Origin of the sequence: Streptomyces sp. NBC_01296 (genome assembly GCF_035984415.1) — a bacterium.
Lineage (GTDB): Bacteria > Actinomycetota > Actinomycetes > Streptomycetales > Streptomycetaceae > Streptomyces.
Genome location: NZ_CP130720.1, coordinates 2,693,761 through 2,715,416, shown reverse-complemented (window position 1 = coordinate 2,715,416; position 21,656 = coordinate 2,693,761). Strand labels below are relative to the sequence as shown.

Annotated in this window: 13 protein-coding genes; 9 read left to right on the top strand and 4 right to left on the bottom strand. The window is 71.4% G+C overall.

What is annotated here, in order from left to right:
- Positions 1-58: 58 nt before the first annotated feature.
- The 9 genes from OG299_RS11995 to OG299_RS11955 all read left to right on the top strand — a co-directional run bounded on the left by OG299_RS11995 (position 59) and on the right by OG299_RS11955 (position 14,449).
- Positions 59-5,587 carry a HAMP domain-containing hybrid sensor histidine kinase/response regulator gene (locus OG299_RS11995; protein WP_327361493.1) on the top strand — a complete coding sequence of 1,843 codons (5,529 nt, stop codon included), beginning with the start codon at positions 59-61 and terminating at the stop codon, positions 5,585-5,587.
- A 277-nt stretch (positions 5,588-5,864) separates the two neighbouring features.
- A complete protein-coding gene (locus OG299_RS11990; RefSeq protein ID WP_266636192.1) occupies positions 5,865-6,542 on the top strand; it encodes a response regulator in 678 nt (225 codons plus the stop codon).
- Positions 6,543-6,685: 143 nt separating this feature from the next.
- Positions 6,686-9,472 (top strand): DNA translocase FtsK, encoded by a 2,787-nt coding sequence (locus OG299_RS11985; RefSeq protein ID WP_327361492.1) that lies wholly within the window; start codon positions 6,686-6,688, stop codon positions 9,470-9,472.
- 217 nt (positions 9,473-9,689) lie between these two features.
- Positions 9,690-10,586, top strand: a complete 897-nt coding sequence (locus OG299_RS11980) for a helix-turn-helix domain-containing protein (protein WP_266636188.1) — start codon at positions 9,690-9,692, stop codon at positions 10,584-10,586.
- A 115-nt stretch (positions 10,587-10,701) separates the two neighbouring features.
- Entirely contained in the window at positions 10,702-12,210 is a 1,509-nt protein-coding gene (rimO, locus tag OG299_RS11975) for a 30S ribosomal protein S12 methylthiotransferase RimO (protein WP_327361491.1), read from the top strand.
- Positions 12,207-12,863 (top strand): CDP-diacylglycerol--glycerol-3-phosphate 3-phosphatidyltransferase, encoded by a 657-nt coding sequence (pgsA, locus tag OG299_RS11970; protein ID WP_266636184.1) that lies wholly within the window; start codon positions 12,207-12,209, stop codon positions 12,861-12,863. Before rimO ends, pgsA begins: the two co-directional genes overlap by 4 nt.
- Before the next feature lie 86 nt (positions 12,864-12,949).
- Complete coding sequence (locus tag OG299_RS11965) at positions 12,950-13,450, top strand: CinA family protein (RefSeq protein ID WP_266636436.1); 501 nt, start codon at positions 12,950-12,952, stop codon at positions 13,448-13,450.
- 109 nt (positions 13,451-13,559) lie between these two features.
- Positions 13,560-13,940 carry a helix-turn-helix domain-containing protein gene (locus OG299_RS11960; protein ID WP_030301503.1) on the top strand — a complete coding sequence of 127 codons (381 nt, stop codon included), beginning with the start codon at positions 13,560-13,562 and terminating at the stop codon, positions 13,938-13,940.
- A 257-nt stretch (positions 13,941-14,197) separates the two neighbouring features.
- Positions 14,198-14,449, top strand: a complete 252-nt coding sequence (locus OG299_RS11955) for a hypothetical protein (RefSeq protein ID WP_327364507.1) — start codon at positions 14,198-14,200, stop codon at positions 14,447-14,449.
- Here the strand turns inward: OG299_RS11955 and OG299_RS11950 are convergent.
- From OG299_RS11950 to OG299_RS11935, 4 genes are all read right to left on the bottom strand, one after another.
- Entirely contained in the window at positions 14,397-15,167 is a 771-nt protein-coding gene (locus OG299_RS11950; RefSeq protein WP_327361490.1) for an SDR family NAD(P)-dependent oxidoreductase, read from the bottom strand. The genes OG299_RS11955 and OG299_RS11950 overlap by 53 nt on opposite strands.
- Positions 15,168-15,203: 36 nt before the next feature.
- Positions 15,204-16,001 (bottom strand): Fpg/Nei family DNA glycosylase, encoded by a 798-nt coding sequence (locus OG299_RS11945; RefSeq protein ID WP_327361489.1) that lies wholly within the window; start codon positions 15,999-16,001, stop codon positions 15,204-15,206.
- Positions 16,002-16,137: 136 nt separating this feature from the next.
- On the bottom strand, positions 16,138-16,818 hold the full coding sequence (locus tag OG299_RS11940) for a hypothetical protein (RefSeq protein ID WP_327361488.1): 681 nt from the start codon (positions 16,816-16,818) through the stop codon (positions 16,138-16,140).
- A gap of 184 nt (positions 16,819-17,002) precedes the next feature.
- On the bottom strand, positions 17,003-21,592 hold the full coding sequence (locus tag OG299_RS11935; protein ID WP_327361487.1) for an ATP-dependent helicase: 4,590 nt from the start codon (positions 21,590-21,592) through the stop codon (positions 17,003-17,005).
- Positions 21,593-21,656 lie beyond the last annotated feature (64 nt).

Genomic DNA, 21,656 nt, shown 5'->3' with positions numbered 1-21,656 from the left:
GGCGTGCGACTCGCCGGGTGTCGGTGGAACAACGGTCGACCCTTTCGGGAGGGACACGGTGGAGTCTGGCGCAGCGGTGCGGCGAACGGGAACGCGCCCGAAAGGCGGGAGGTCCCGCCGGAACGGCACGACGGAAGTCGATACCGCCGCCCTGAACCGGCTGCTCACGGCCCTGGTGTCGATGCGGGACGGGAACTTCCGCAAGCGGCTGACGGTGTCCGGCGAGGGCGTGATGGCGGAGATCGCCGCCGTCTACAACGAGGTCGCCGACCGCAATCTCCATCTGACGGGAGAGCTCTCCCGGGTGCGGCGGATGGTGGGCCGCGAGGGGAAGCTGAGCGAACGGCTGGAAACAGGTGCCTGCGAGGGCTCCTGGGCGGCCGCGATCGATGCCTCGAACCAGCTGGTGGACGATCTTGCCCGGCCGGTGTCCGAGGTGGGCCGCGTGCTGTCGGCGGTCGCCGAGGGCGATCTGGACCAGCGGATGGACCTGCGGACGCAGACGGCGGACGGGGTCGGGCATCCGCTGCGCGGTGAGTTCCTGAAGGTCGGGCGGACGGTCAACAACCTGGTCGACCAGCTGTCCGCGTTCACCGACGAGGTGACGCGCGTGGCGCTGGAGGTGGGTACCGAGGGCAAGCTCGGCGGTCAGGCCCAAGTGCGCGGAATGTCGGGATCTTGGAAGGATCTGACCGACTCCGTCAACACGATGGCGTACCGGCTCACCGCTCAGGTGCGTGATATCGCTCTCGTCACGACGGCGGTCGCGAAGGGCGATCTGTCGCGCAAGGTCACGGTGCACGTGGCCGGCGAGATGCTCCAGCTGAAGAACACCGTGAACACGATGGTGGACCAGCTGTCGTCGTTCTCCTCCGAGGTGACGCGGGTCGCCCGCGAGGTGGGTACGGAGGGCGAGCTCGGCGGCCAGGCGAAGGTGCCCGGGGTCGCGGGTGTGTGGAAGGACCTGACCGACTCCGTCAACACGATGGCCGGCAACCTGACGGCCCAGGTGCGCGGGATCGCGCAGGTCACGACGGCTGTGGCCAATGGTGACCTGTCGCAGAAGGTACGGGTCAGCGCGCGGGGCGAGGTGGCGCAGCTGGCCGAAACGATCAATCAGATGACCGAGACGCTGCGCACCTTCGCGGACGAGGTCACGCGTGTGGCCAGCGAGGTCGGGGCGAAGGGCCTGCTCGGCGGTCAGGCGCAGGTGCCGGGTGCGGCGGGTACGTGGAAGGACCTCACCGATTCGGTGAACACGGTCTTCCGCAACCTCACCACGCAGGTGCGGGACATCGCGCAGGTGACGACGGCGGTGGCCAACGGCGATCTGTCGCAGAAGGTCACGGTCGACGTGGCCGGCGAGATGCTGGAGCTGAAGAACACCGTCAACACGATGGTGGACCAGCTCCAGTCCTTCGGTGCGGAAGTGACGCGAGTGGCCCGCGAGGTCGGCGTCGAGGGTGAGCTGGGCGGTCAGGCGCAGGTGCCGGGTGCGGCGGGTACGTGGAAGGACCTCACCGACTCGGTGAACACCGCCTTCCGCAACCTCACCGGCCAGGTGCGCAACATCGCGCAGGTGACGACGGCGGTGGCCAACGGCGATCTGTCGCAGAAGGTCACCGTGGACGTCTCGGGCGAGATGCTCCAGCTGAAGAACACCGTGAACACGATGGTGGACCAGCTCTCCAGCTTCGCCGACCAGGTCACGCGGATGGCGCGGGACGTGGGTACGGAGGGCCGCCTGGGCGGTCAGGCCCGGGTGGAGGGGGTGTCCGGGACGTGGAAGGAGCTCACCGACTCCGTCAACTTCATGGCCGGCAACCTGACCTCCCAGGTGCGCCAGATCGCACAGGTGACGACGGCGGTGGCCCGCGGTGACCTGTCGCAGAAGATCGACGTGGATGCGCGCGGCGAGATCCTGGAGCTGAAGAACACCATCAACACGATGGTCGACCAGCTCTCCGCGTTCGCCGAGCAGGTGACCCGGGTGGCCCGGGACGTGGGTACGGAGGGCCGGCTCGGCGGTCAGGCGCAGGTACCCGGCGTGGCCGGGGTGTGGCGCGACCTGACCGATTCCGTGAACGGCATGGCCGGGAACCTGACCTCGCAGGTGCGCAACATCGCACAGGTCGCGACGGCGGTGGCCCGCGGTGACCTGTCGCAGAAGATCGACGTGGATGCGCGCGGCGAGATCCTGGAGCTGAAGAACACCCTCAACACGATGGTGGACCAGCTCTCGAACTTCGCGGAGCAGGTGACGCGGGTGGCCCGCGAGGTGGGCACCGAGGGCATCCTGGGCGGCCAGGCGGAGGTGAAGGGGGTCTCCGGCACCTGGAAGGACCTGACGCAGTCCGTCAACTTCATGGCGAACAACCTGACCTCTCAGGTGCGCAACATCGCCGAGGTGACGACGGCGGTCGCCATGGGTGATCTCTCCAAGAAGATCACCGTGGACGCCAAGGGCGAGATCCTCGAGCTGGTCACGACCGTCAACACGATGGTGGACCAGCTGTCCTCGTTCGCGGAGCAGGTGACGCGGGTGGCCCGCGAGGTGGGTTCCGAGGGCATCCTCGGCGGCCAGGCCCGGGTGCGCGGGGTGACGGGCATCTGGAAGGACCTGACCGACAACGTCAACCTGATGGCCAACAACCTGACCTCGCAGGTGCGCAACATCTCGCAGGTCTCGGCGGCGGTCGCCAACGGTGATCTGACGAAGAAGGTCACGGTCGAGGCGCGCGGCGAGGTCGCGCAGCTCGCGGACACGGTCAACACGATGGTGAAGACCCTGTCCTCGTTCGCCGACGAGGTGACGCGGGTCGCCCGCGAGGTGGGCACGGAGGGCAGGCTCGGCGGTCAGGCGCACGTGCCGGGGGTCTCCGGGACGTGGAAGGACCTCACCGATTCGGTGAACTTCATGGCCTCGAACCTCACCGGCCAGGTGCGGCAGATCGCCATGGTCACGACCGCCATTGCCAAGGGCGACATGACCAAGAAGATCGACATCGATGCGCGCGGCGAGATCCTGGAGCTCAAGACCACGATCAACACGATGGTCGACCAGCTGTCCTCGTTCGCCGACCAGGTGACGCGGGTGGCCCGCGAGGTGGGCACCGAGGGGATCCTGGGCGGTCAGGCCCGGGTCCGCGACGTGGACGGCACCTGGCGCGACCTCACGGAATCCGTGAACGAGATGGCCGGGAACCTGACCCGGCAGGTGCGCGCCATCGCGGCCGTGGCCACCGCGGTGACCCGCGGTGACCTCAACCTGAAGATCGACGTGGACGCGGCGGGCGAGATCCAGGTCCTCCAGGACAACATCAACACGATGATCGCGAACCTGCGCGACACCACCTTGGCCAACAAGGAGCAGGACTGGCTGAAGGGCAACCTCGCCCGGATCTCGGCCCTGATGCAGGGCCGTCGCGAGCTGGACGACGTGGCTTCGCTGATCATGAGCGAGCTGACCCCGGTGGTCTCGGCGCAGCACGGGGCGTTCTTCCTGGCGCTTCCGTCGGGCGGCACCACCGAGATCGGGACCGAGGGCGGTCCCGACGGTGCGTACGAGCTGCGGATGCGCGGGAGTTACGCGTACGCGGGCGGTCAGATGCCCACCTCCTTCCGGCCGGGGGAGGGGTTGATCGGGACCGTCGCGGAGGAGAAGCGGACGATCCTCGTCGAGAACACCCCGCCCGGCTACCTCAAGATCTCCTCGGGGCTCGGGGAGGCGCCGCCGGCGCATGTGATCGTGCTGCCGGTGCTGTTCGAGGGGAAGGTGCTCGGCGTCATCGAGCTGGCGTCCTTCCAGCCGTTCACGCAGATCCAGAAGGACTTCCTGAGCCAGATCGCCGAGATGATCGGTACGAGCGTCAACACGATCAGCGTCAACTCCAAGACGGAGATGCTGCTCAAGCAGTCGCAGGAGATGACCGAGCAGCTGCGCGAGCGTTCCGACGAGTTGGAGAACCGGCAGAAGGCGCTCCAGGCGGCCAACGCCGAACTGGAGGAGAAGGCCGAGCTGCTGGCCCAGCAGAACCGGGACATCGAGGTGAAGAACACCGAGATCGAGGAGGCCCGGCAGGTCCTCGAGGAGCGTGCCGAGCAGCTCGCGGTCTCGATGCGCTACAAGTCCGAGTTCCTGGCGAACATGTCGCACGAGCTGCGCACGCCGCTCAACTCGCTGCTGATCCTGGCCAAGCTGCTCGCCGACAACGCGGACGAGAACCTGTCGCCGAAGCAGGTGGAGTTCGCGGAGACCATCCACGGTGCGGGCTCCGACCTGTTGCAGCTGATCAACGACATCCTGGACCTGTCGAAGGTCGAGGCGGGGAAGATGGACGTCTCGCCGACCCGGATCGCGCTGGTCCAGCTCGTGGACTACGTGGAGGCCACGTTCCGGCCGCTGACCGCGGAGAAGGGCCTGGACTTCTCGGTACGGGTCTCCCCGGAGCTGCCCGCGACCCTGCACACGGACGAGCAGCGCCTCCTCCAGGTGCTGCGCAACCTGCTGTCGAACGCGGTGAAGTTCACCGACTCCGGGGCGGTGGAGCTGGTGATCCGGCCCGCCGGGTCGGACGTGCCGACTGCGATCCGGGAGCAGTTGCTGGAGGCCGGTTCGCTGCGGGAGGCGGACGGGGACCTGATCGCCTTCTCGGTGACGGACACCGGGATCGGGATCGCGGCGAGCAAGATGCTGGTGATCTTCGAGGCGTTCAAGCAGGCCGACGGAACCACGAGCAGGAAGTACGGCGGTACGGGCCTGGGGCTGTCGATCAGCCGGGAGATCGCCCGGCTGCTGGGCGGGGAGATCCACGCGGCGAGCGAGCCCGGCCGCGGGTCCACGTTCACGCTGTACCTGCCGCTGCACCCGAGCGAGCTGCCGCCGCAGGGGTACGCGCCGCCCACGCCCGGCGGCGGGCGGGGCGAGGTGTACCGCAGGCAGGTCGAAGGGCCGCGGCCGGCGCTGCCGGCGAGCCCGGCGGCGCCCGTCACCGCAGCGCAGATGCAGCCGCAGCACGTACGGCCCGGGATGCCGGCCGATGCGGCAGGTCAGGGACAGGGCGGCGCTGCGCTGTTCCGGCGGCGGCGCAAGGCGCTGAGCGACCTGGAGCCGCGTACGGCGGTGCCGGGGCAGTCGAACGCGCAGGGGCCCGAGGACGGTTGGGCCAATCCGGAAGAAGAGCTTCCGGTGGTGCCCCGGACGTATGACTTCCACGGTGAGAAGGTGCTCATCGTGGACGACGACGTCCGGAACGTCTTCGCGCTCACTAGTGTGCTGGAGCAGCACGGGCTGGCGGTGCTGTACGCGGAGAACGGCCGGGAGGGCATCGAAGTCCTGGAGCAGCACGACGATGTGACCGTCGTGCTGATGGACATCATGATGCCCGAGATGGACGGGTACGCGACGACCTCGGCGATCCGGCGGATGCCGCAGTTCGCCGGGTTGCCGATCATCGCGCTGACGGCGAAGGCGATGAAGGGGGACCGGGAGAAGGCGATCGATTCCGGTGCTTCCGACTATGTCACCAAGCCGGTCGACCCGGACTACCTGTTGTCGGTGATGGAGCAGTGGATGCGCGGCAAGTGATCGACTGCAGAGCGCTCTGATACCAATTGCTGACTGACTGTGGCGGAAACGGTGTGGAAGGGCGGGAGACGGGGAACCTTCTGCTCTCCCACACCGTTTCTGCTTCGTGCACAGTGACATCTTGGTGACAGGGTGTGGCGATCTCGGGACTGGGGCTACGATGACCGGCACAAGGACGGACGGCGTAAAGATGCCGTCCTCTTCTGGGGCGGGGCCCGGCGTACAGGCCGGTGCCAGGAGCCGGGGAGGCCCCATGCCGGGGCGAGGAGGACAGGGCATGGTGCAGAAGGCCAAGATCCTCCTGGTCGACGACCGGCCGGAGAATCTGCTGGCGCTGGAGGCCATCCTCTCCGCGCTCGATCAGACACTGGTCCGGGCGTCGTCGGGGGAGGAAGCGCTCAAGGCGCTGCTGACGGACGATTTCGCGGTCATCCTGCTGGATGTGCAGATGCCCGGGATGGATGGATTCGAGACGGCCGCGCACATCAAGCGGCGTGAACGGACCCGGGACATCCCGATCATCTTCCTCACCGCGATCAACCACGGTCCGCACCACACGTTCCGCGGCTACGCCGCCGGCGCGGTGGACTACATCTCCAAGCCGTTCGACCCGTGGGTGCTGCGGGCCAAGGTCTCGGTGTTCGTCGAGCTGTACACCAAGAACTGCCAGCTCAGGGAGCAGGCGGCGCTGCTGCGGCTCCAGCTGGAGGGTGGCGGCCCGGGCGGTGACAGCAAGGAGACGGCCGGCCTGCTGGCCGAGCTCTCCGCGCGGCTCGCGGCGGTCGAGGAGCAGGCCGAGGCGCTGACCAAGCAGCTCGGCGAGGAATCCGCCGATGCGGCGGTCGTGGCGACCGCGGCCCATCTGGAGCGCAAGCTCACCGGTCTGCGCCGGGCGCTCGATGCGCTCGAGCCCGGGACCGGCGGGGGAGCGCCGGTGCTGCCCGCACAGAGCTGAGCGTGTCGAGGGGCTGACAGCCGGGCCGTTCGGACGGTGCCGGGTCTGGCGGTGCGTCAAAGCACCGACACGGCACGCGACACGAACGGGTGAAGGGGTGGGCACGCGTGTCCACCGGCGCGCGCACCGGTAACCTCGGCCCCATGGCCTCACGTACGTCCGGCAAGGGTTCCCAGAGCACTGCGGGCACCGCGAAGGGCCGCACCGGCCGGACGACGGCGCCGGCGAAGAAGGCGGCCCCCGCCCGCAAGCCCGCCGCGAAGAAAGCCGCGGCGCCCCGGCGTGCTCCCGTCAAGAAGGTGGCGCCCAAGCCCGCGCCGTCCCCGACCGGGGGCGTGGTGCGGCTGGTGCGCGCCCTGTGGCTGGGCTGTGCGCACGCGGTCGGCGCGGTGTTCCGCGGGATCGGCCAGGGGGCCAAGAACCTCGACCCCGCCCACCGCAAGGACGGCGTCGCGCTGCTGCTGCTCGCCCTCGCGCTGATCGTCGCCGCCGGTACTTGGTCGAACCTGAGCGGTCCCGTCGGGGACCTGGTCACCATGCTGGTCACCGGCGCCTTCGGGCGACTGGATCTGCTCGTGCCGATCCTGCTCGGCGTCATGGCGGTGCGTTTCATCCGCCATCCCGAACAGCCCGACGCCAACGGCCGGATCGGTGTCGGCCTCTCCGCGCTCGTCATCGGGGTGCTCGGCCTCGTGCACATCGCCTGCGGGGCGCCGGGCCGGGACGAGGGCACCACCGCGATGCAGAACGCGGGCGGGCTGATCGGCTGGGGCGCCTCGAAGCCGCTGATCTTCACCATGGGTGCGCCGCTGGCGGTGCCGATGCTGGTCCTGCTCACGATCTTCGGGCTGCTCGTGGTCACGGCGACCCCGGTGAACGCGATCCCGCAGCGGCTGCGGCGGCTCGGCATCCGGCTCGGGATCATCGCCCCGAACGCGTACGACGAGGGCTTCGAGGAGGACGGAGCCGCCGGCCGGCACGACCCCGAGCAGTGGCGGGCCCGCTCCGGCGCCGCCGACTCCGGCGATCCTGCCGGCCTCGCCGGTCCTGCCGATTCCGCCGACACCGCCGAGGAGCAGGCGCTCGCCCGGCGGCGGCGCCCGCGGCGGACCCCGGCCCGGCCGGCCCGCGAGCGGGAGATGGACGCCGTCGACGTGGCCGCCGCGGCCGCCGCCGCGCTGGACGGGGTGGTCTACGGCGGAATGCCGCCCTCCCCGCTGGTGGCCGACCTGACGCACGGCATTGCCGCCGACCGCGCGGGCGTGGAGATCACCGCTCCGGTGCCGCCCGCCCGTGTGGAGCGGCCCGAGGCGGCCGCCGCCCCGGAGCCGGCCGAGCCGCCGCACGACACCACCGCCGCGGCTTCCGGGACCTTGTCCGTGCCGGACCTCACCAAAGCCCCTCCGCCGCCCCAGCCGCTGCCGCCCCGCGCCGAGCAGCTCCAGCTGCGGGGGGACATCACGTACGCACTGCCCTCGCTCGACCTGCTGGAGAAGGGCGGGCCCGGCAAGACCCGCAGCGCCGCGAACGACGCGGTCGTGGCCTCGCTGACCAACGTGTTCTCCGAGTTCAAGGTCGACGCGCAGGTCACCGGGTTCACCCGAGGCCCGACGGTCACCCGCTACGAGGTCACCCTGGGCGCGGCGGTCAAGGTCGAGCGGATCACGGCGCTGGCCAAGAACATCGCGTACGCCGTGGCCTCGCCGGACGTCCGGATCATCAGCCCGATCCCGGGCAAGTCGGCGGTCGGCATCGAGATCCCGAACACCGACCGGGAGATGGTCAACCTGGGGGACGTGCTCCGGCTGGCGGACGCGGCCGAGGACGACCACCCGATGCTCGTGGCGCTCGGCAAGGACGTCGAGGGCGGCTACGTCATGGCCAACCTCGCGAAGATGCCGCACGTGCTGGTCGCCGGCGCCACCGGCTCCGGAAAGTCCTCCTGCATCAACTGCCTGATCACCTCGGTGATGGTGCGGGCCACCCCGGACGACGTCCGGATGGTGCTCGTCGACCCCAAGCGGGTGGAGCTGACGGCGTACGAGGGCATCCCGCACCTGATCACGCCGATCATCACCAACCCCAAGCGGGCCGCCGAGGCGCTCCAGTGGGTCGTGCGCGAGATGGACCTGCGCTACGACGACCTGGCGGCCTTCGGCTACCGGCACATCGACGACTTCAACCAGGCCATCCGGGACGGCAAGATCAAGCTGCCGCCGGGCAGCGAGCGGGAGCTCAGCCCGTACCCGTACCTGCTCGTGATCGTCGACGAGCTCGCCGACCTGATGATGGTGGCCCCGCGCGACGTCGAGGACTCGATCGTCCGGATCACCCAGCTGGCCCGCGCGGCCGGCATCCACCTGGTGCTCGCCACCCAGCGGCCCTCGGTGGACGTGGTCACCGGCCTGATCAAGGCGAACGTGCCCTCGCGGCTCGCGTTCGCCACCTCCTCGCTCGCCGACAGCCGGGTCATCCTCGACCAGCCGGGCGCCGAGAAGCTGATCGGCAAGGGCGACGGGCTGTTCCTGCCGATGGGTGCCAACAAGCCGGTCCGCCTCCAGGGCGCCTTCGTCACCGAGGACGAGATCGCCGGGATCGTGCAGCACTGCAAGGACCAGATGGCGCCCGTCTTCCGGGACGACGTCACCGTCGGGCAGAAGCAGAAGAAGGAGATCGACGAGGAGATCGGCGACGACCTGGACCTGCTGTGCCAGGCGGCCGAGCTCGTGGTCTCCACCCAGTTCGGGTCGACCTCGATGCTCCAGCGCAAGCTCCGGGTGGGCTTCGCGAAGGCCGGGCGGCTCATGGACCTGATGGAGTCGCGGGGGATCGTCGGCCCGAGCGAGGGGTCGAAGGCGCGCGACGTGCTGGTGAAGGCGGACGAGCTGGACGGGGTCCTCGCGGTCATCCGGGGAGAGACCCAACCGTAATTCGTGGGCGGGCAACCGTTTCCCTTGGGTCCGCGTCAAGTTGAGGGAGGTGGCGGTACCGCACCCGGTGCCGGTCCGCCGCAGCACCCGGACTTCCTGCTCTGTTCGGATTGCCATTCGGATGGCGTAGGAAGTCCACCCTCCGGTTGCTCCACCCTTTCGTCACCCCCCTAGACTGGACTTCCAGCAGGTGGCTACACGCTCGAAAGGCGCCCTCGTGTCCATCGGCAAATCCAACTCCCCCGAAGATGAGCGGCCTTCGACCGACGACCGGTCCGAGGACCGCATCATCGAACCCGCAGTCGAAGGACCGTCCATCGGGACGGTCCTGAAGAAGGCCCGGATCGCCGCCGGGCTCACTGTCGACGAGGTCAGTTCCACCACCCGTGTGCGCATCCCGATCGTGCACGCGATCGAAGCTGACGATTTCACGCGGTGCGGCGGCGACGTCTACGCCCGCGGTCACATCCGTACGCTCGCCCGCGCCGTCCGCATCGATCCGGAACCCCTGGTCGAGGCGTACGACGCCGCTCACGGCGGCCGGCCGGCACCCACGCCCGCCGCGCCGATGTTCGAAGCCGAGCGGATCCGTCCCGAGCGGCAGCGGCCCAACTGGACCGCGGCCATGGTCGCCGCCATCGTCGCCGTGATCGGCTTCGTGGGCTTCACCGCCTTCGGCGGCGGCGACGCGAAGGACAAGCGGCCGGTGGCGGAAGGTTCCGCCTCCCCGCAGGCCGCACCCAAGCAGTCGGCCGGCAAACCGGCCGCACAGCCCCCGCAGGCCCCGAAGACGCCCCAGCCGGAGCCCTCGGACAGTGCCATCGCCGCCGCGCCCAAGGACCTCGTCACGGTCGTCCTGACGGCCAACGAGGGCGAGAGCTGGATCTCCGCGAAGGACCACAGCGGCCGGCTGCTGTTCGACGGGACGCTGGCCCCGGGCGAGTCCAAGACCTTCACGGACAAGGAATCCATCGACCTCGTCCTCGGCGACGCCGGGGTCGTGAAGCTCTTCGTGAACGGCAAGGAGATCAAGGACGATTTCCGGCCGGGTCAGGTGGAACGCCTCACATACACCAAGGACGACCCCCGCCAGGGAGCCGCACAGGCGGGCTGATATGGCGCTGAATCCGTGATTCCGGGTCCCCGGGGTGCTGCGCCGCACTCCGGGGATCTTGGTTTACCGGGACTTGGGGCGGGGGTCGGCGTTTGGACAAAGTAGTCTTGAGTCCATGCCCGAACGCCGTACCGTCGCCCTTGTCACTCTTGGCTGCGCCCGTAACGAGGTGGACTCGGAGGAGCTCGCAGGCCGCTTGGCGGCGGATGGCTGGGAGCTCGTCGAGGACGCCGCCGATGCGGACGTAGCCGTCGTCAACACCTGTGGCTTCGTCGAAGCCGCCAAAAAGGACTCCGTAGACGCCCTCCTGGAAGCCAACGATCTCAAGGATCACGGCAAGACCCAGGCCGTCGTCGCCGTCGGCTGCATGGCCGAGCGCTACGGCAAGGAGCTCGCCGAGGCGCTCCCCGAAGCCGACGGCGTGCTCGGCTTCGACGACTACGCCGACATCTCCGACCGCCTCCAGACCATCCTCAACGGCGGCATCCACGCCTCCCACACCCCGCGTGACCGGCGCAAGCTGCTCCCGATCAGCCCCGCGGCCCGCCAGGACGCCGAAGTGGCGCTGCCCGGCCACGCGCAGGCTGCGTCCGATGAGCCGACTCCGTCGGCGGGCGAGGCCGCCCCCGCGGACCTGCCCGAGGGTGTCGCACCCGCCTCCGGCCCTCGCGCGCCGCTGCGCCGCCGCCTGGACAAGAGCCCGGTCGCCTCGGTCAAGCTCGCCTCCGGCTGCGACCGCCGCTGCTCCTTCTGCGCCATCCCGTCGTTCCGCGGGTCCTTCATCTCCCGCCGCCCCAGCGACGTGCTGGGCGAGACGCGCTGGCTCGCCGAGCAGGGCGTCAAGGAGATCATGCTGGTCTCCGAGAACAACACCTCGTACGGCAAGGACCTCGGCGACATCCGCCTGCTGGAGGCCCTGCTGCCCGAGCTGGCCGAGGTGGACGGCATCGAGCGCGTCCGTGTCAGCTACCTGCAGCCCGCCGAGATGCGGCCGGGCCTGATCGACGTGCTGACCTCGACCCCCAAGGTCGTGCCGTACTTCGACCTGTCCTTCCAGCACTCGGCCCCCGACGTGCTGCGCGCCATGCGCCGCTTCGGTGACACCGACCGCTTCCTGGAGCTGCTGGACACCATCCGCGGCAAGGCCCCGCAGGCCGGCGTCCGGTCCAACTTCATCGTCGGCTTCCCCGGCGAGAAGGAGTCGGACTTCGCCGAGCTGGAGCGGTTCCTCACCCACGCGCGGCTCGACGCGATCGGCGTCTTCGGCTACTCCGACGAGGACGGCACCGAGGCCGTCACGTACGACGGCAAGCTGGACGAGGACACGATCGCCGAGCGGCTCGCCCACATGCAGCGGCTCGCCGAGGAGCTCACCTCGCAGCGTGCGGAGGAGCGGATCGGAGAGACCCTGGAAGTACTCGTCGAGTCCGTCGAGGCGGTCGACGACGAGGGTGACGGCGCCTACGGGCGCGCCGCGCACCAGGCCCCCGAGACCGACGGTCAGGTCGTCTTCACGGACAGCACGGGCCTCGTGCCCGGCCGTATCGTGACGGCCAAGGTGGTCGGCACGCTGGGCGTGGACCTGGTGGCCGAGCCCCTGCATCTCGAGGAGGCGGCCGGATGACCGGAGTCCCGGCATCTGCGGCGGGCGGGACCGGCCGCCGGCCCGCGCCCGGCGCGAAGCTGGGGGCTGCGGCGGTCGATCAGGCCAGCCTGTGGAACATCGCCAACATCCTGACGATGATCCGGCTCGTCCTGGTGCCGGGATTCGTGTTGCTCCTCCTCGCCGACGGCGGGTACGACCCGGTGTGGCGCGCGTGGGCCTGGGCCGCGTTCGCCGTCGCCATGATCACGGACATCTTCGACGGGCACCTGGCCCGTACGTACAACCTGGTCACGGACTTCGGGAAGATCGCCGACCCCATCGCCGACAAGGCGATCATGGGGTCGGCTTTGATCTGTCTCTCCTGGCTGGGTGACCTGCCCTGGTGGGTGACCGGGCTGATCCTCGGGCGGGAACTCGGGATCACGCTCATGCGTTTCTGGGTCATCAGGTACGGAGTGATTCCCGCCAGCCGGGGCGGCAAGCTCAAGACTCTGGCCCAGGGAACGGCGGTGGGCATGTACGTGCTCGCACTGACCGGGGCGCTGGCGACCATGCGCTTCTGGGTGATGGCGGTCGCCGTCGTGCTGACCCTGGTCACCGGTTTGGATTACATCCGCCAGGCCGTGGTGCTGCGGCGCAAGGGTCTGGCTGCGGAGCAGGCCGCGAGGTGACACAACCGGTGGGGGAATCTCCGGTGGCCGGTGGGGCGGCTCCGGACGTCGCGGGGGCGGCGGCCGGGACCGGAGACACCTCCGCGATCGCCGCGGAGGTGCTGCGCCTCCTTGCGGAGAGTGACCAGACCCTCGCCGTCGCCGAGTCGCTGACGGGCGGGATGGTCGCCGCGGAGCTCACGGCCGTCGCCGGGGCCTCCCGGTCCTTCCGCGGTTCGGTCACGGCGTACGCGACGGAGCTGAAGCACCGGCTCCTGGGGGTGGACGCCGGGCTGCTGGCCGCAGAAGGCGCGGTGAACGCGCAGGTCGCGGCCGAGATGGCGGCTGGGGTACGGCGCGTGCTGGGGGCATCGTGGGGGATCGCGACCACCGGGGTGGCCGGCCCGGACCCGCAGGACGGGCAGCCGGTGGGCACCGTTTTCATCGCCGTGGCGGGTCCCGTGGGCAGGAAAACCGTCCCGCTGAGGTTGAACGGCTCCCGTACGGAAATCCGTAGGGAGAGTGCACGGACAGTGCTCGAACTGCTCTCGAGCGAACTCCGCGAGAATGTGCGGGGGCAGGATACGGAACAGAACGGGGGGATTTGATGTTTGCAGCCCTGAGTGAACACGACATAGCTCCCCGCACGGCCGCGGCGCGAGGCGGTACGGTGGGGCGTGAAGGATGCGGCTACACGGTCAGAGGAGGGAGCCACCGATGATTCTGCTCCGTCGCCTGCTGGGTGACGTGCTGCGTCGGCAGCGCCAGCGCCAGGGCCGTACTCTGCGCGAAGTCTCCTCGTCCGCCCGAGTTTCTCTCGGCTATCTTTCCGAGGTGGAGCGGGGGCAGAAGGAGGCATCCTCCGAGCTGCTCTCCGCGATCTGCGACGCGTTGGACGTACGGATGTCCGAGCTGATGCGCGAGGTCAGCGACGAGCTGTCGCTGGCTGAGCTGGCGCAGTCGGCCGCGGCAAGCGAACCGGTGACGGTGCCGGTCCGCCCGATGCTCAATTCGGTCTCCGTGACTTCGGTCGCGGGTGGCCCGGAGCGGGTGACCATCAAGGCGCCTGCGGAAGCGGTGAATGTCGTAGCCGCGTGAGCTCGATGCGCGAGCTGTGAAGAAATGAGCGTGGCCGGAGCCCCGGTCGGTGCGTGATGCACCGGCCGGGGCTCCGTGCCGTTTGCTGCGCTCGCCCGCATGCGGCTTCGTGCCGGGCCCGGGGTCGGGGCCGACCCGCTGCCTGCCGCGCTGTTCTGGGTGCGGGGGCGGAGGGGTTGCGGGACGATGGTCCCGTCCGGGTCCCCGGCCGCTGGGAGGTAGCCGTGCGGCGGTTACTCATACCCTTCGCGCTGGCGATGGGCGTGCTGTGGTGGTGGGCGGTGCTGCGGCTGTCGCTGGTCCCGGGCGAGTCGGGGCCGGTGGAGGGTGCGGTCGCCGTGGGCGGCTGGGGGCTGGGCCTGCTTCCGGTGCACTGCATACCAGGGCCCGTACGCAGGGCCCGGCGGGCGGCGGGCGACGGCGCGGAGTCCGATGGGGCGGCGGCCGACCGGGTGGCTACCAGGGCATCGACACTCCCCCGTTCGGGCGGAGGATCTGGCCCGTCATGAAGGACGAGGCGTCCGAGGCGAGGTAGAGCACGGCCTGGGCGATGTCCTCGGGTTCGCCGACGCGGCGCAGGGGGGACATCCGGACCATCGTGGCCTCGGTCTGCTCCTGGACCTCGGGGCTGTGCCGGCCGGTCATCGGGGTGCGGATCCAGCCCGGGGCGACGGCGTTGACGCGGATGCCGTGGGGGCCGGCCTCGGTGGCGAGGGTCTTGGTGAGCTGGACGACGGCGGCCTTGGCGGCGCTGTAGCAGAGCAGGCCGGGCTGGGCGGCGTCCACGGCGCCGGAGGCCATGGTGACGATCGAGCCGGGGCGGCCGGCCGCGATCATGGCGCGGGCGGCCTCCTGGCAGGTGCGCAGGATCCCCTTGAAGTTGATGTCCAGGACCCGGTCGAGGTCCTCGTCGGTCGTCTCCAGGACGCTGCTGGTGTGCATGATCCCGGCGATGGCGGCGGTGATGTCGAGCGGTCCGGCGGCCGTGACGGCCGCGCGCAGGGCTGCGCGGTCGGTGACGTCGAGGGGGTGGACGGTGGCGGATCCGCCGGCCTTGGCGACGAGGTCCGCCGTCTCGGCGAGGCCCTGCTCGTCGCGGTCCGCGCAGTGCACGGCGGCGCCCGCCTCGGCGAGGAGGACGGCGGTGGCGCGGCCTATGCCGCTCGCGGCGCCGGTGATCAGGGCGGTCCGGCCGGTGAGGTCGTACGGGGCTCTGGGTGTGGGCATGCCGGGACGGTACGACCGGATCTGACGGAGCGTCAACTAGGCTGTCGGGCCGGGTTGGCAGTGGGGGCACCAGTAGGTCGGGCGGTCGTCCTGCGTGGCCTTGCGGACGGGGGCGCCGCAGCGCAGGCAGGGGCGGTGCGTGCGGCCGTAGACGAAGAGCTCCTGGCCGGGGCGGCGGCTGCCGGTGGTGTTGCGGATCCGGAGGTCGCCGATGTTGGCGCGCAGCAGGCGGTGGGCGGCGCCGGCGAGGCGGACGGCGGTGGTCGCGGGTTCGGGGAGGTCGCCGACCGGGGTCCAGGGAGTGACCCGGGCCAGGAAGCAGAGCTCGCTCTTGTAGATGTTGCCGATGCCGGCCAGGTTGCGCTGGTCGAGCAGGGCCTCGCCGAGGGGGCGCTCGGGAGCGGCGAGGAGGTTGGCGGCGGCCTTCTCCGCGTCCCAGTCGGGGCCGAGGAGATCGGGGCCGAGGTGGCCGACGGCGCGGTCCTCGTCGGCGGTGTGGAGCAGTTCGACGACGGGGAGGCGGTAGCCGACGGCCGTGTGTCCGGCGGTGGCGAGGACGGCGCGGATCTCGTGGGCGGGGCCGCCGTGCCACTTCTCGGCCGCGGCGAAGACGCGCCAGGCGCCGTCCATGCCCAGATGGGTGTGGAGGGTGAGGCCGCCTTCGAAGCGGGCGAGGAGGTGTTTGCCGCGCGGGGTGACGTCCAGGGCGGTGCGGCCGGTGAGGTCGGACGTCGCGAAGCGGGGGACGCGCAGGTCGCAGCGGGTCAGCTCGTGGCCGACCAGGGCCGTGTGCAGCCGGGCCGCCACCCGCCAGACGCTGTCTCCTTCGGGCATGGCGCCATTGTCGCCCCGCGGGGGCAGGGGGCGGGTGGTGGGCCGGGACGGCGGGAGCCCCCGCCGCGCTGTGGCGCGACGGGGGCTCGGTCGGCAGGGAAGGTGCGGAGGTGTCCGCCACTGCTTCCGCCGGCCGCTACTTCCAGTAGAGGGCCTTGCCCTGGGCCAGGCCGAACGGGTCGCCCCAGTACATGGCGCCGGCGACCTTCGTCTGGGCGGACGGGGCCAGCGCGATCGCGCAGCCGGTCTGCGTCTTGCCGTTGGTGAAGCCCTTCGGCAGGGACTCGTGCGGGCACTTGGCGTAGTCGCCGATGACCGACACTTCCTGCGCCTCGCTGCCGTCGCCGAGCGTGCCCTTGACGTGGCCCACCGAGCTGAACGAGAGGTCGGTGGTGCCGACGTTCTTCACCGTGTAGCGGACGAAGTAGGGGACCATCCCCTTGACCTTGTCACCGAGCTTGAGCGCGTCCAGGTCGGAGGCCTGGCCCTGCTCGACCGCGGTCACGGTGAGGGTGATGTCGCCCGTGGTGCTTCCGCTCTTGAACGGGAACTGCGCGGCCTCGCCGATCTTGAAGGTCTGGCCCGCCTTCGCGGTGCCGCCGGACGGGGCCGCGGCGCCGCCGCCGCCCGTCGAGGCGCCGGTGCTGGGCTGTGCGGAGCCGTAACCCTCCGGGGTGCTCGGCTGGGTCGCCGGCGCGCTCGACTGTGCCGGGGCGACCTCCTCGTTGCCGCTCTTACAGCCGGTCAGGGTCAGCGTTCCGGCGACCGCCAGACCGATGACGCCCGTTGCCGCTCGTCGCATGGTGTTGGTGCTCACTTTTCTGGTCCCCCATGAGTGTGATCTTTTGACGTGGCATCGTCACGCTTGATGCCTGCGGTGATCTTGATAGTCGAGAAAGGGGCGGCGCCGCCAGTCGAGAGGGACTTCGTGACGTGCTCAAGACATAAGCGAAACGTAAGCGCGATGGTCGAGACCGGAATGTTGGATTGGGCTGCCGGACTCACGAGCGCAGGCGCAGGCCCCGAGGGGTGGCGTGGAAGCCGGCGGCTTCCAGGGCCGGGCCCAACGGTGAGGTCAACGCCGGGGTGGCGTTGATGCGTTCCACCGTGAGCGCCGGGAGGGTGCCGGCCCGGGACCCGGCCGCCAGCGCCGCGGTGGCCGCCGCGAGGCGGGGGTCGTCCGCCGGGGGCCAGGCCAGCAGCGTCTTGCCGCCCCGCTCGAGGTACAGGGTGAGCTCGCCGTCGACCAGGACCACCAGCGAGCCCGCCTTGCGGCCCGGCTTGTGGGTGGCCCCGGCCGGGGGCTCCGGCCAGGGCAGGGCCGCCCCGTACGCGTTCGCCGGGTCGGCGGCCGCCAGGACCACCGCCGCCAGCGGGGGCGGGGTCCGCTCGGCCGACCGCAGCCGGTCCACCGCGCCGTCCATCGCGAACTGGGCCGCGCCCAGGCCCTCCACCACATAGCCCCGGCGGGCCTGCCCGCTGTCCTCGAAGGCCGACAGGACCCGGTACACCGCGCTGAAGCCGCCCTCCACGCCTTCGGCGGCCACCGCGCCCCGCGTGACCACCCCGTGCCGGTCCAGCAGGGTCCGGGCCAGTGCATGGGCCCGGTGGGTGGGGTCGGGAGCCTGGGAGGGCAGCAGCGACCAGCGGCCGGAGACCGTGGGCGGGCCCGGGCGGGACACCTGCGCGCTGAGCGTCCCGTACCGGCCGCGCGGGATCGTGCGACGGGCGCGGTGGGCGGTGGCGCCCGCGGTGCGGCCCGAGCCGAGCAGGGAGCGCAGCGGGGACAGGGTGTCGTTCGTCAGCCGGCCCGACCAGGCCAGGTCCCAGACGGCCTCGGACAGTTCGAGGTCGGTGGCCTCGGACCATTTGGCGCGCACCGATTCCGCGAGCTGGCGGAAGAACAGGCCGTACCCGCCGGACAGGGTGTCGAGGATCGACCGGTGAAGGGGCGTCAGCTCCAGCGGATGAGGCGGGGGCAGCAGCAGCGGGGCCGCGTCCGCCAGGTACAGCGAGACCCAGCCGTCCTTGCCCGGGAGGGCCCCGGCGCCCGCCCAGACCACCTCGCCGGTGGTGGTGAGCTCGTCCAGCAGGGCCGGGGAGTACCCCGCGACCCGGGAGGGCAGGATCAGCCGCTCCAGCGCCGAGGCGGGCACCGGGGCGCCCTGGAGCTGCTCGATCGCCCGGGCCAGGCCGTCGATCCCGCGCAGCGCGCCGCCCAGGTGCTGCCACTGCGGCAGGAACGTGGCCAAGGAGGTCGGCGGGACCGGTTCCAGCTCCTGGCGCAGCGCGGCCAGGGAGCGGCGGCGCAGCCTGCGCAGCACGGTCGCGTCGCACCACTCCTGGCCGATGCCCGCCGGGTGGAACTCGCCCTGCACCACCCGGCCCGCCGCCGCGAGCCGGTGCAGGGCGCCCTCGGTCACCGCCGCGCCCAGGCCGAGGCGGGCGGCCACGGCGGTCGTGGTGAACGGCCCGTGGGTGCGGGCGTACCGGGCCAGGAGGTCGCCGAGCGGGTCCTTGACCGGTTCGGTGAACGCCTCCGGGACCCCGACCGGGAGCGCCGTGCCCAGCGCGTCGCGCAGCCGGCCCGCGTCCTCGATCGCCGCCCAGTGGTCCGCGCCGCCGATCCGGACCGCGATGGCCCGGCGGGCCTGGGCCAGGGCCTTCGGCCAGGCCGGGTCGGCGCCGCGCTCGGCCAGTTCGGCCGTGGTCAGCGGGCCGAGCAGGCGCAGCAGGTCGGCTACGGACTCGGCGTCCTTGGCGCGCCGGTCCCCCGTCAACCACTGGAGCTCCCGCTCCAGCTCCTCCAGTACCTCCGCGTCGAGCAGTTCGCGCAGCTCGGCCTGGCCGAGCAGCTCCGCCAGCAGGCGGGAGTCCAGGGAGAGCGCGGCCGCCCGGCGCTCGGCGAGCGGCGAGTCCCCCTCGTACAGGAACTGGGCGACGTACCCGAAGAGCAACGAGCGGGCGAAGGGGGACGGTTCGGGGGTGGTGACCTCGACCAGCCGGACCCGGCGCGCCTCGATGTCCCCCATCAGCTCCGTCAGGCCCGGTACGTCGAACACGTCCTGGAGGCATTCCCGTACGGCTTCCAGCACGATCGGGAACGATCCGAACTCCGATGCGACCTGGAGCAGTTGGGAGGCCTTCTGGCGCTGCTGCCACAGGGGGGTGCGCTTGCCGGGGCTGCGGCGCGGCAGCAGCAGGGCGCGCGCCGCGCACTCGCGGAACCGGGAGGCGAACAGGGCGGAGCCGCCCACCTGGTCGGTGACGATCCGGTTGATCTCGCCGTGGTCGAAGGCGACGTCCGCGGCGCCCAGCGGGGCCTGTTCGTCGTCGAACTCGAAGGCGTGGGAGGCGGCAGGGTCGTGGTCGAGCAGGTCCATCGAGAGCAGGTCCGCATCGGGCAGCCGGAGCACGATCCCGTCGTCGGCGTGCATGACCTGCGCGTCCATGCCGTACTTCTCGGCGAGGCGGGCGCCGAGGGCCAGCGCCCAGGGGGCGTGCACCTGGGCGCCGAACGGGGAGTGGACCACGACCCGCCAGTCGCCGAGCTCGTCGCGGAACCGCTCGACCACGATCGTCCGGTCGTCCGGGACGTGGCCGCAGGCCTCGCGCTGCTCCGCGAGGTACGCGAGGACGTTCTCCGCGGCCCAGGCGTCGAGGCCGGCCGCCAGCAGACGCAGCCGGGCGTCCTCCTCGGGCAGCCCGCCGAGCTCGCGCAGGAACGCGCCCACGGCGCGGCCCAGTTCGAGCGGGCGGCCCAGCTGGTCGCCCTTCCAGAACGGCAGCCGCCCGGGGACCCCGGGGGCGGGGGAGACCAGGACGCGGTCGCGGGTGATGTCCTCGATCCGCCAGGAGGTGGTGCCCAGGGTGAACACGTCTCCCACGCGGGACTCGTAGACCATCTCCTCGTCGAGCTCGCCGACCCGGCCACCGCCCTTCTTCGGGTCCGCGCCCGCGAGGAACACCCCGAAGAGGCCGCGGTCGGGGATGGTGCCGCCGGAGGTGACGGCGAGGCGCTGCGCGCCGGGCCGGCCGGTGATCGTCCCCGCCACCCGGTCCCAGACGACCCGCGGTCTGAGCTCCGCGAACGCGTCGGAGGGATACCGGCCCGCCAGCATGTCCAGCACCGCGGTGAACGCCGACTCCGGCAGGGCCGCGAACGGTGCCGCCCGGCGCACGAGCGCCAGCAGCTCGTCCAGCTGCCACGTGTCCATCGCGGTCATCGCGACCAGCTGCTGCGCGAGCACGTCGAGCGGGTTCGACGGGATGCGCAGCGACTCGATGGACCCGGTGCGCATCCGCTCGGTGACCACGGCCGCCTGGACCAGGTCCCCGCGGTACTTGGGGAACACCACCCCGGTGGAGACCGCGCCCACCTGGTGCCCGGCCCGGCCCACGCGCTGGAGCCCGGAGGCCACCGAGGGCGGCGACTCCACCTGCACCACCAGGTCCACGGCGCCCATGTCGATGCCGAGTTCCAGACTGGAGGTGGCGACCACGGCGGGCAGCCGGCCCGCCTTCAGGTCCTCCTCCACCAGCGCCCGCTGCTCCTTGGAGACCGAGCCGTGGTGCGCCCGCGCCAGCAGCGCCGGAGCGCCGTGGGCCGCACCCGACTGGGCCATGATCTCGGCCGGCGGCGAACCCTCGGGCAGCTTCTCGCCCATGGCGCGCTCGTACGCGATCTCGTTCAGCCGGTTGCACAGCCGCTCGGCGAGGCGGCGGGAGTTGGCGAACACGATCGTGGAGCGGTGCGCCTGGACCAGGTCCGCGATGCGCTCCTCCACATGCGGCCAGATCGAGGGCTTGTCCCCGCCGTCCTTCCCCTCGGAGGCCGGCGAGCCTCCCAACTCGCCCATGTCCTGCACCGGGACGACCACCGACAGGTCGAACTCCTTCGTCGAGGGAGGCTGGACGATCTCGACCTTGCCGCGCGGCGCGAGGTACCGGGCCACCTCGTCCACCGGCCGGACCGTCGCCGACAGCCCGATCCGGCGCGCCGGGCGGGGCAGCAGCTCGTCCAGCCGCTCCAGGGACAGGGCCAGGTGCGCGCCGCGCTTGGTGCCCGCGACCGCGTGCACCTCGTCCAGGATCACCGTCTCGATCCCGGCCAGTGCGTCCCGCGTCGCCGAAGTCAGCATCAGGAACAGCGACTCGGGCGTGGTGATCAGGATGTCCGGCGGCCGGGTCGCCAGCGCCCGCCGCTCCGCCGGCGGGGTGTCCCCCGAGCGGATCCCCACCCGGATCTCCGGCTCGGGCAGGCCGAGGCGGACCGACTCCTGGCGGATCCCGGTCAGCGGGCTGCGCAGGTTCCGCTCGACGTCGACCGCGAGGGCCTTCAGCGGGGACACGTACAGCACCCGGCAGCGCTTCTTCGGCTCGGCGGGCGGCGGGACGGACGCGAGCTGGTCGAGGGAGGCGAGGAAGGCGGCCAGCGTCTTGCCGGAGCCCGTCGGCGCCACGACGAGCACGTCGGAGCCCTCCCGGATGGCCCGCCACGCTCCCTCCTGCGCGGACGTGGGCGAGGCGAAGGCCCCCGTGAACCAGGAGCGGGTCGCGGGGGAGAACGAATCGAGCGCAGGGCCGGCCATGCCCCCATCCTGCACCCGGGCACCGACAACGGCCCGGACCTGGGGAAACACCCGGACCGGACCC

Bases quoted from the DNA above. Each gene is read 5' to 3' on its own strand.
- OG299_RS11990 (WP_266636192.1), top strand. From the start codon at position 5,865: ATGGTGCAGAAGGCCAAGATCCTCCTGGTCGACGACCGGCCGGAGAAT.
- OG299_RS11985 (WP_327361492.1), top strand. From the start codon at position 6,686: ATGGCCTCACGTACGTCCGGCAAGGGTTCCCAGAGCACTGCGGGCACC.
- rimO (WP_327361491.1), top strand. From the start codon at position 10,702: ATGCCCGAACGCCGTACCGTCGCCCTTGTCACTCTTGGCTGCGCCCGT.
- pgsA (WP_266636184.1), top strand. From the start codon at position 12,207: ATGACCGGAGTCCCGGCATCTGCGGCGGGCGGGACCGGCCGCCGGCCC.
- OG299_RS11960 (WP_030301503.1), top strand. From the start codon at position 13,560: ATGATTCTGCTCCGTCGCCTGCTGGGTGACGTGCTGCGTCGGCAGCGC.
- OG299_RS11955 (WP_327364507.1), top strand. From the start codon at position 14,198: ATGGGCGTGCTGTGGTGGTGGGCGGTGCTGCGGCTGTCGCTGGTCCCG.
- OG299_RS11950 (WP_327361490.1), bottom strand. From the start codon at position 15,167: ATGCCCACACCCAGAGCCCCGTACGACCTCACCGGCCGGACCGCCCTG.
- OG299_RS11945 (WP_327361489.1), bottom strand. From the start codon at position 16,001: ATGCCCGAAGGAGACAGCGTCTGGCGGGTGGCGGCCCGGCTGCACACG.
- OG299_RS11935 (WP_327361487.1), bottom strand. From the start codon at position 21,592: ATGGCCGGCCCTGCGCTCGATTCGTTCTCCCCCGCGACCCGCTCCTGG.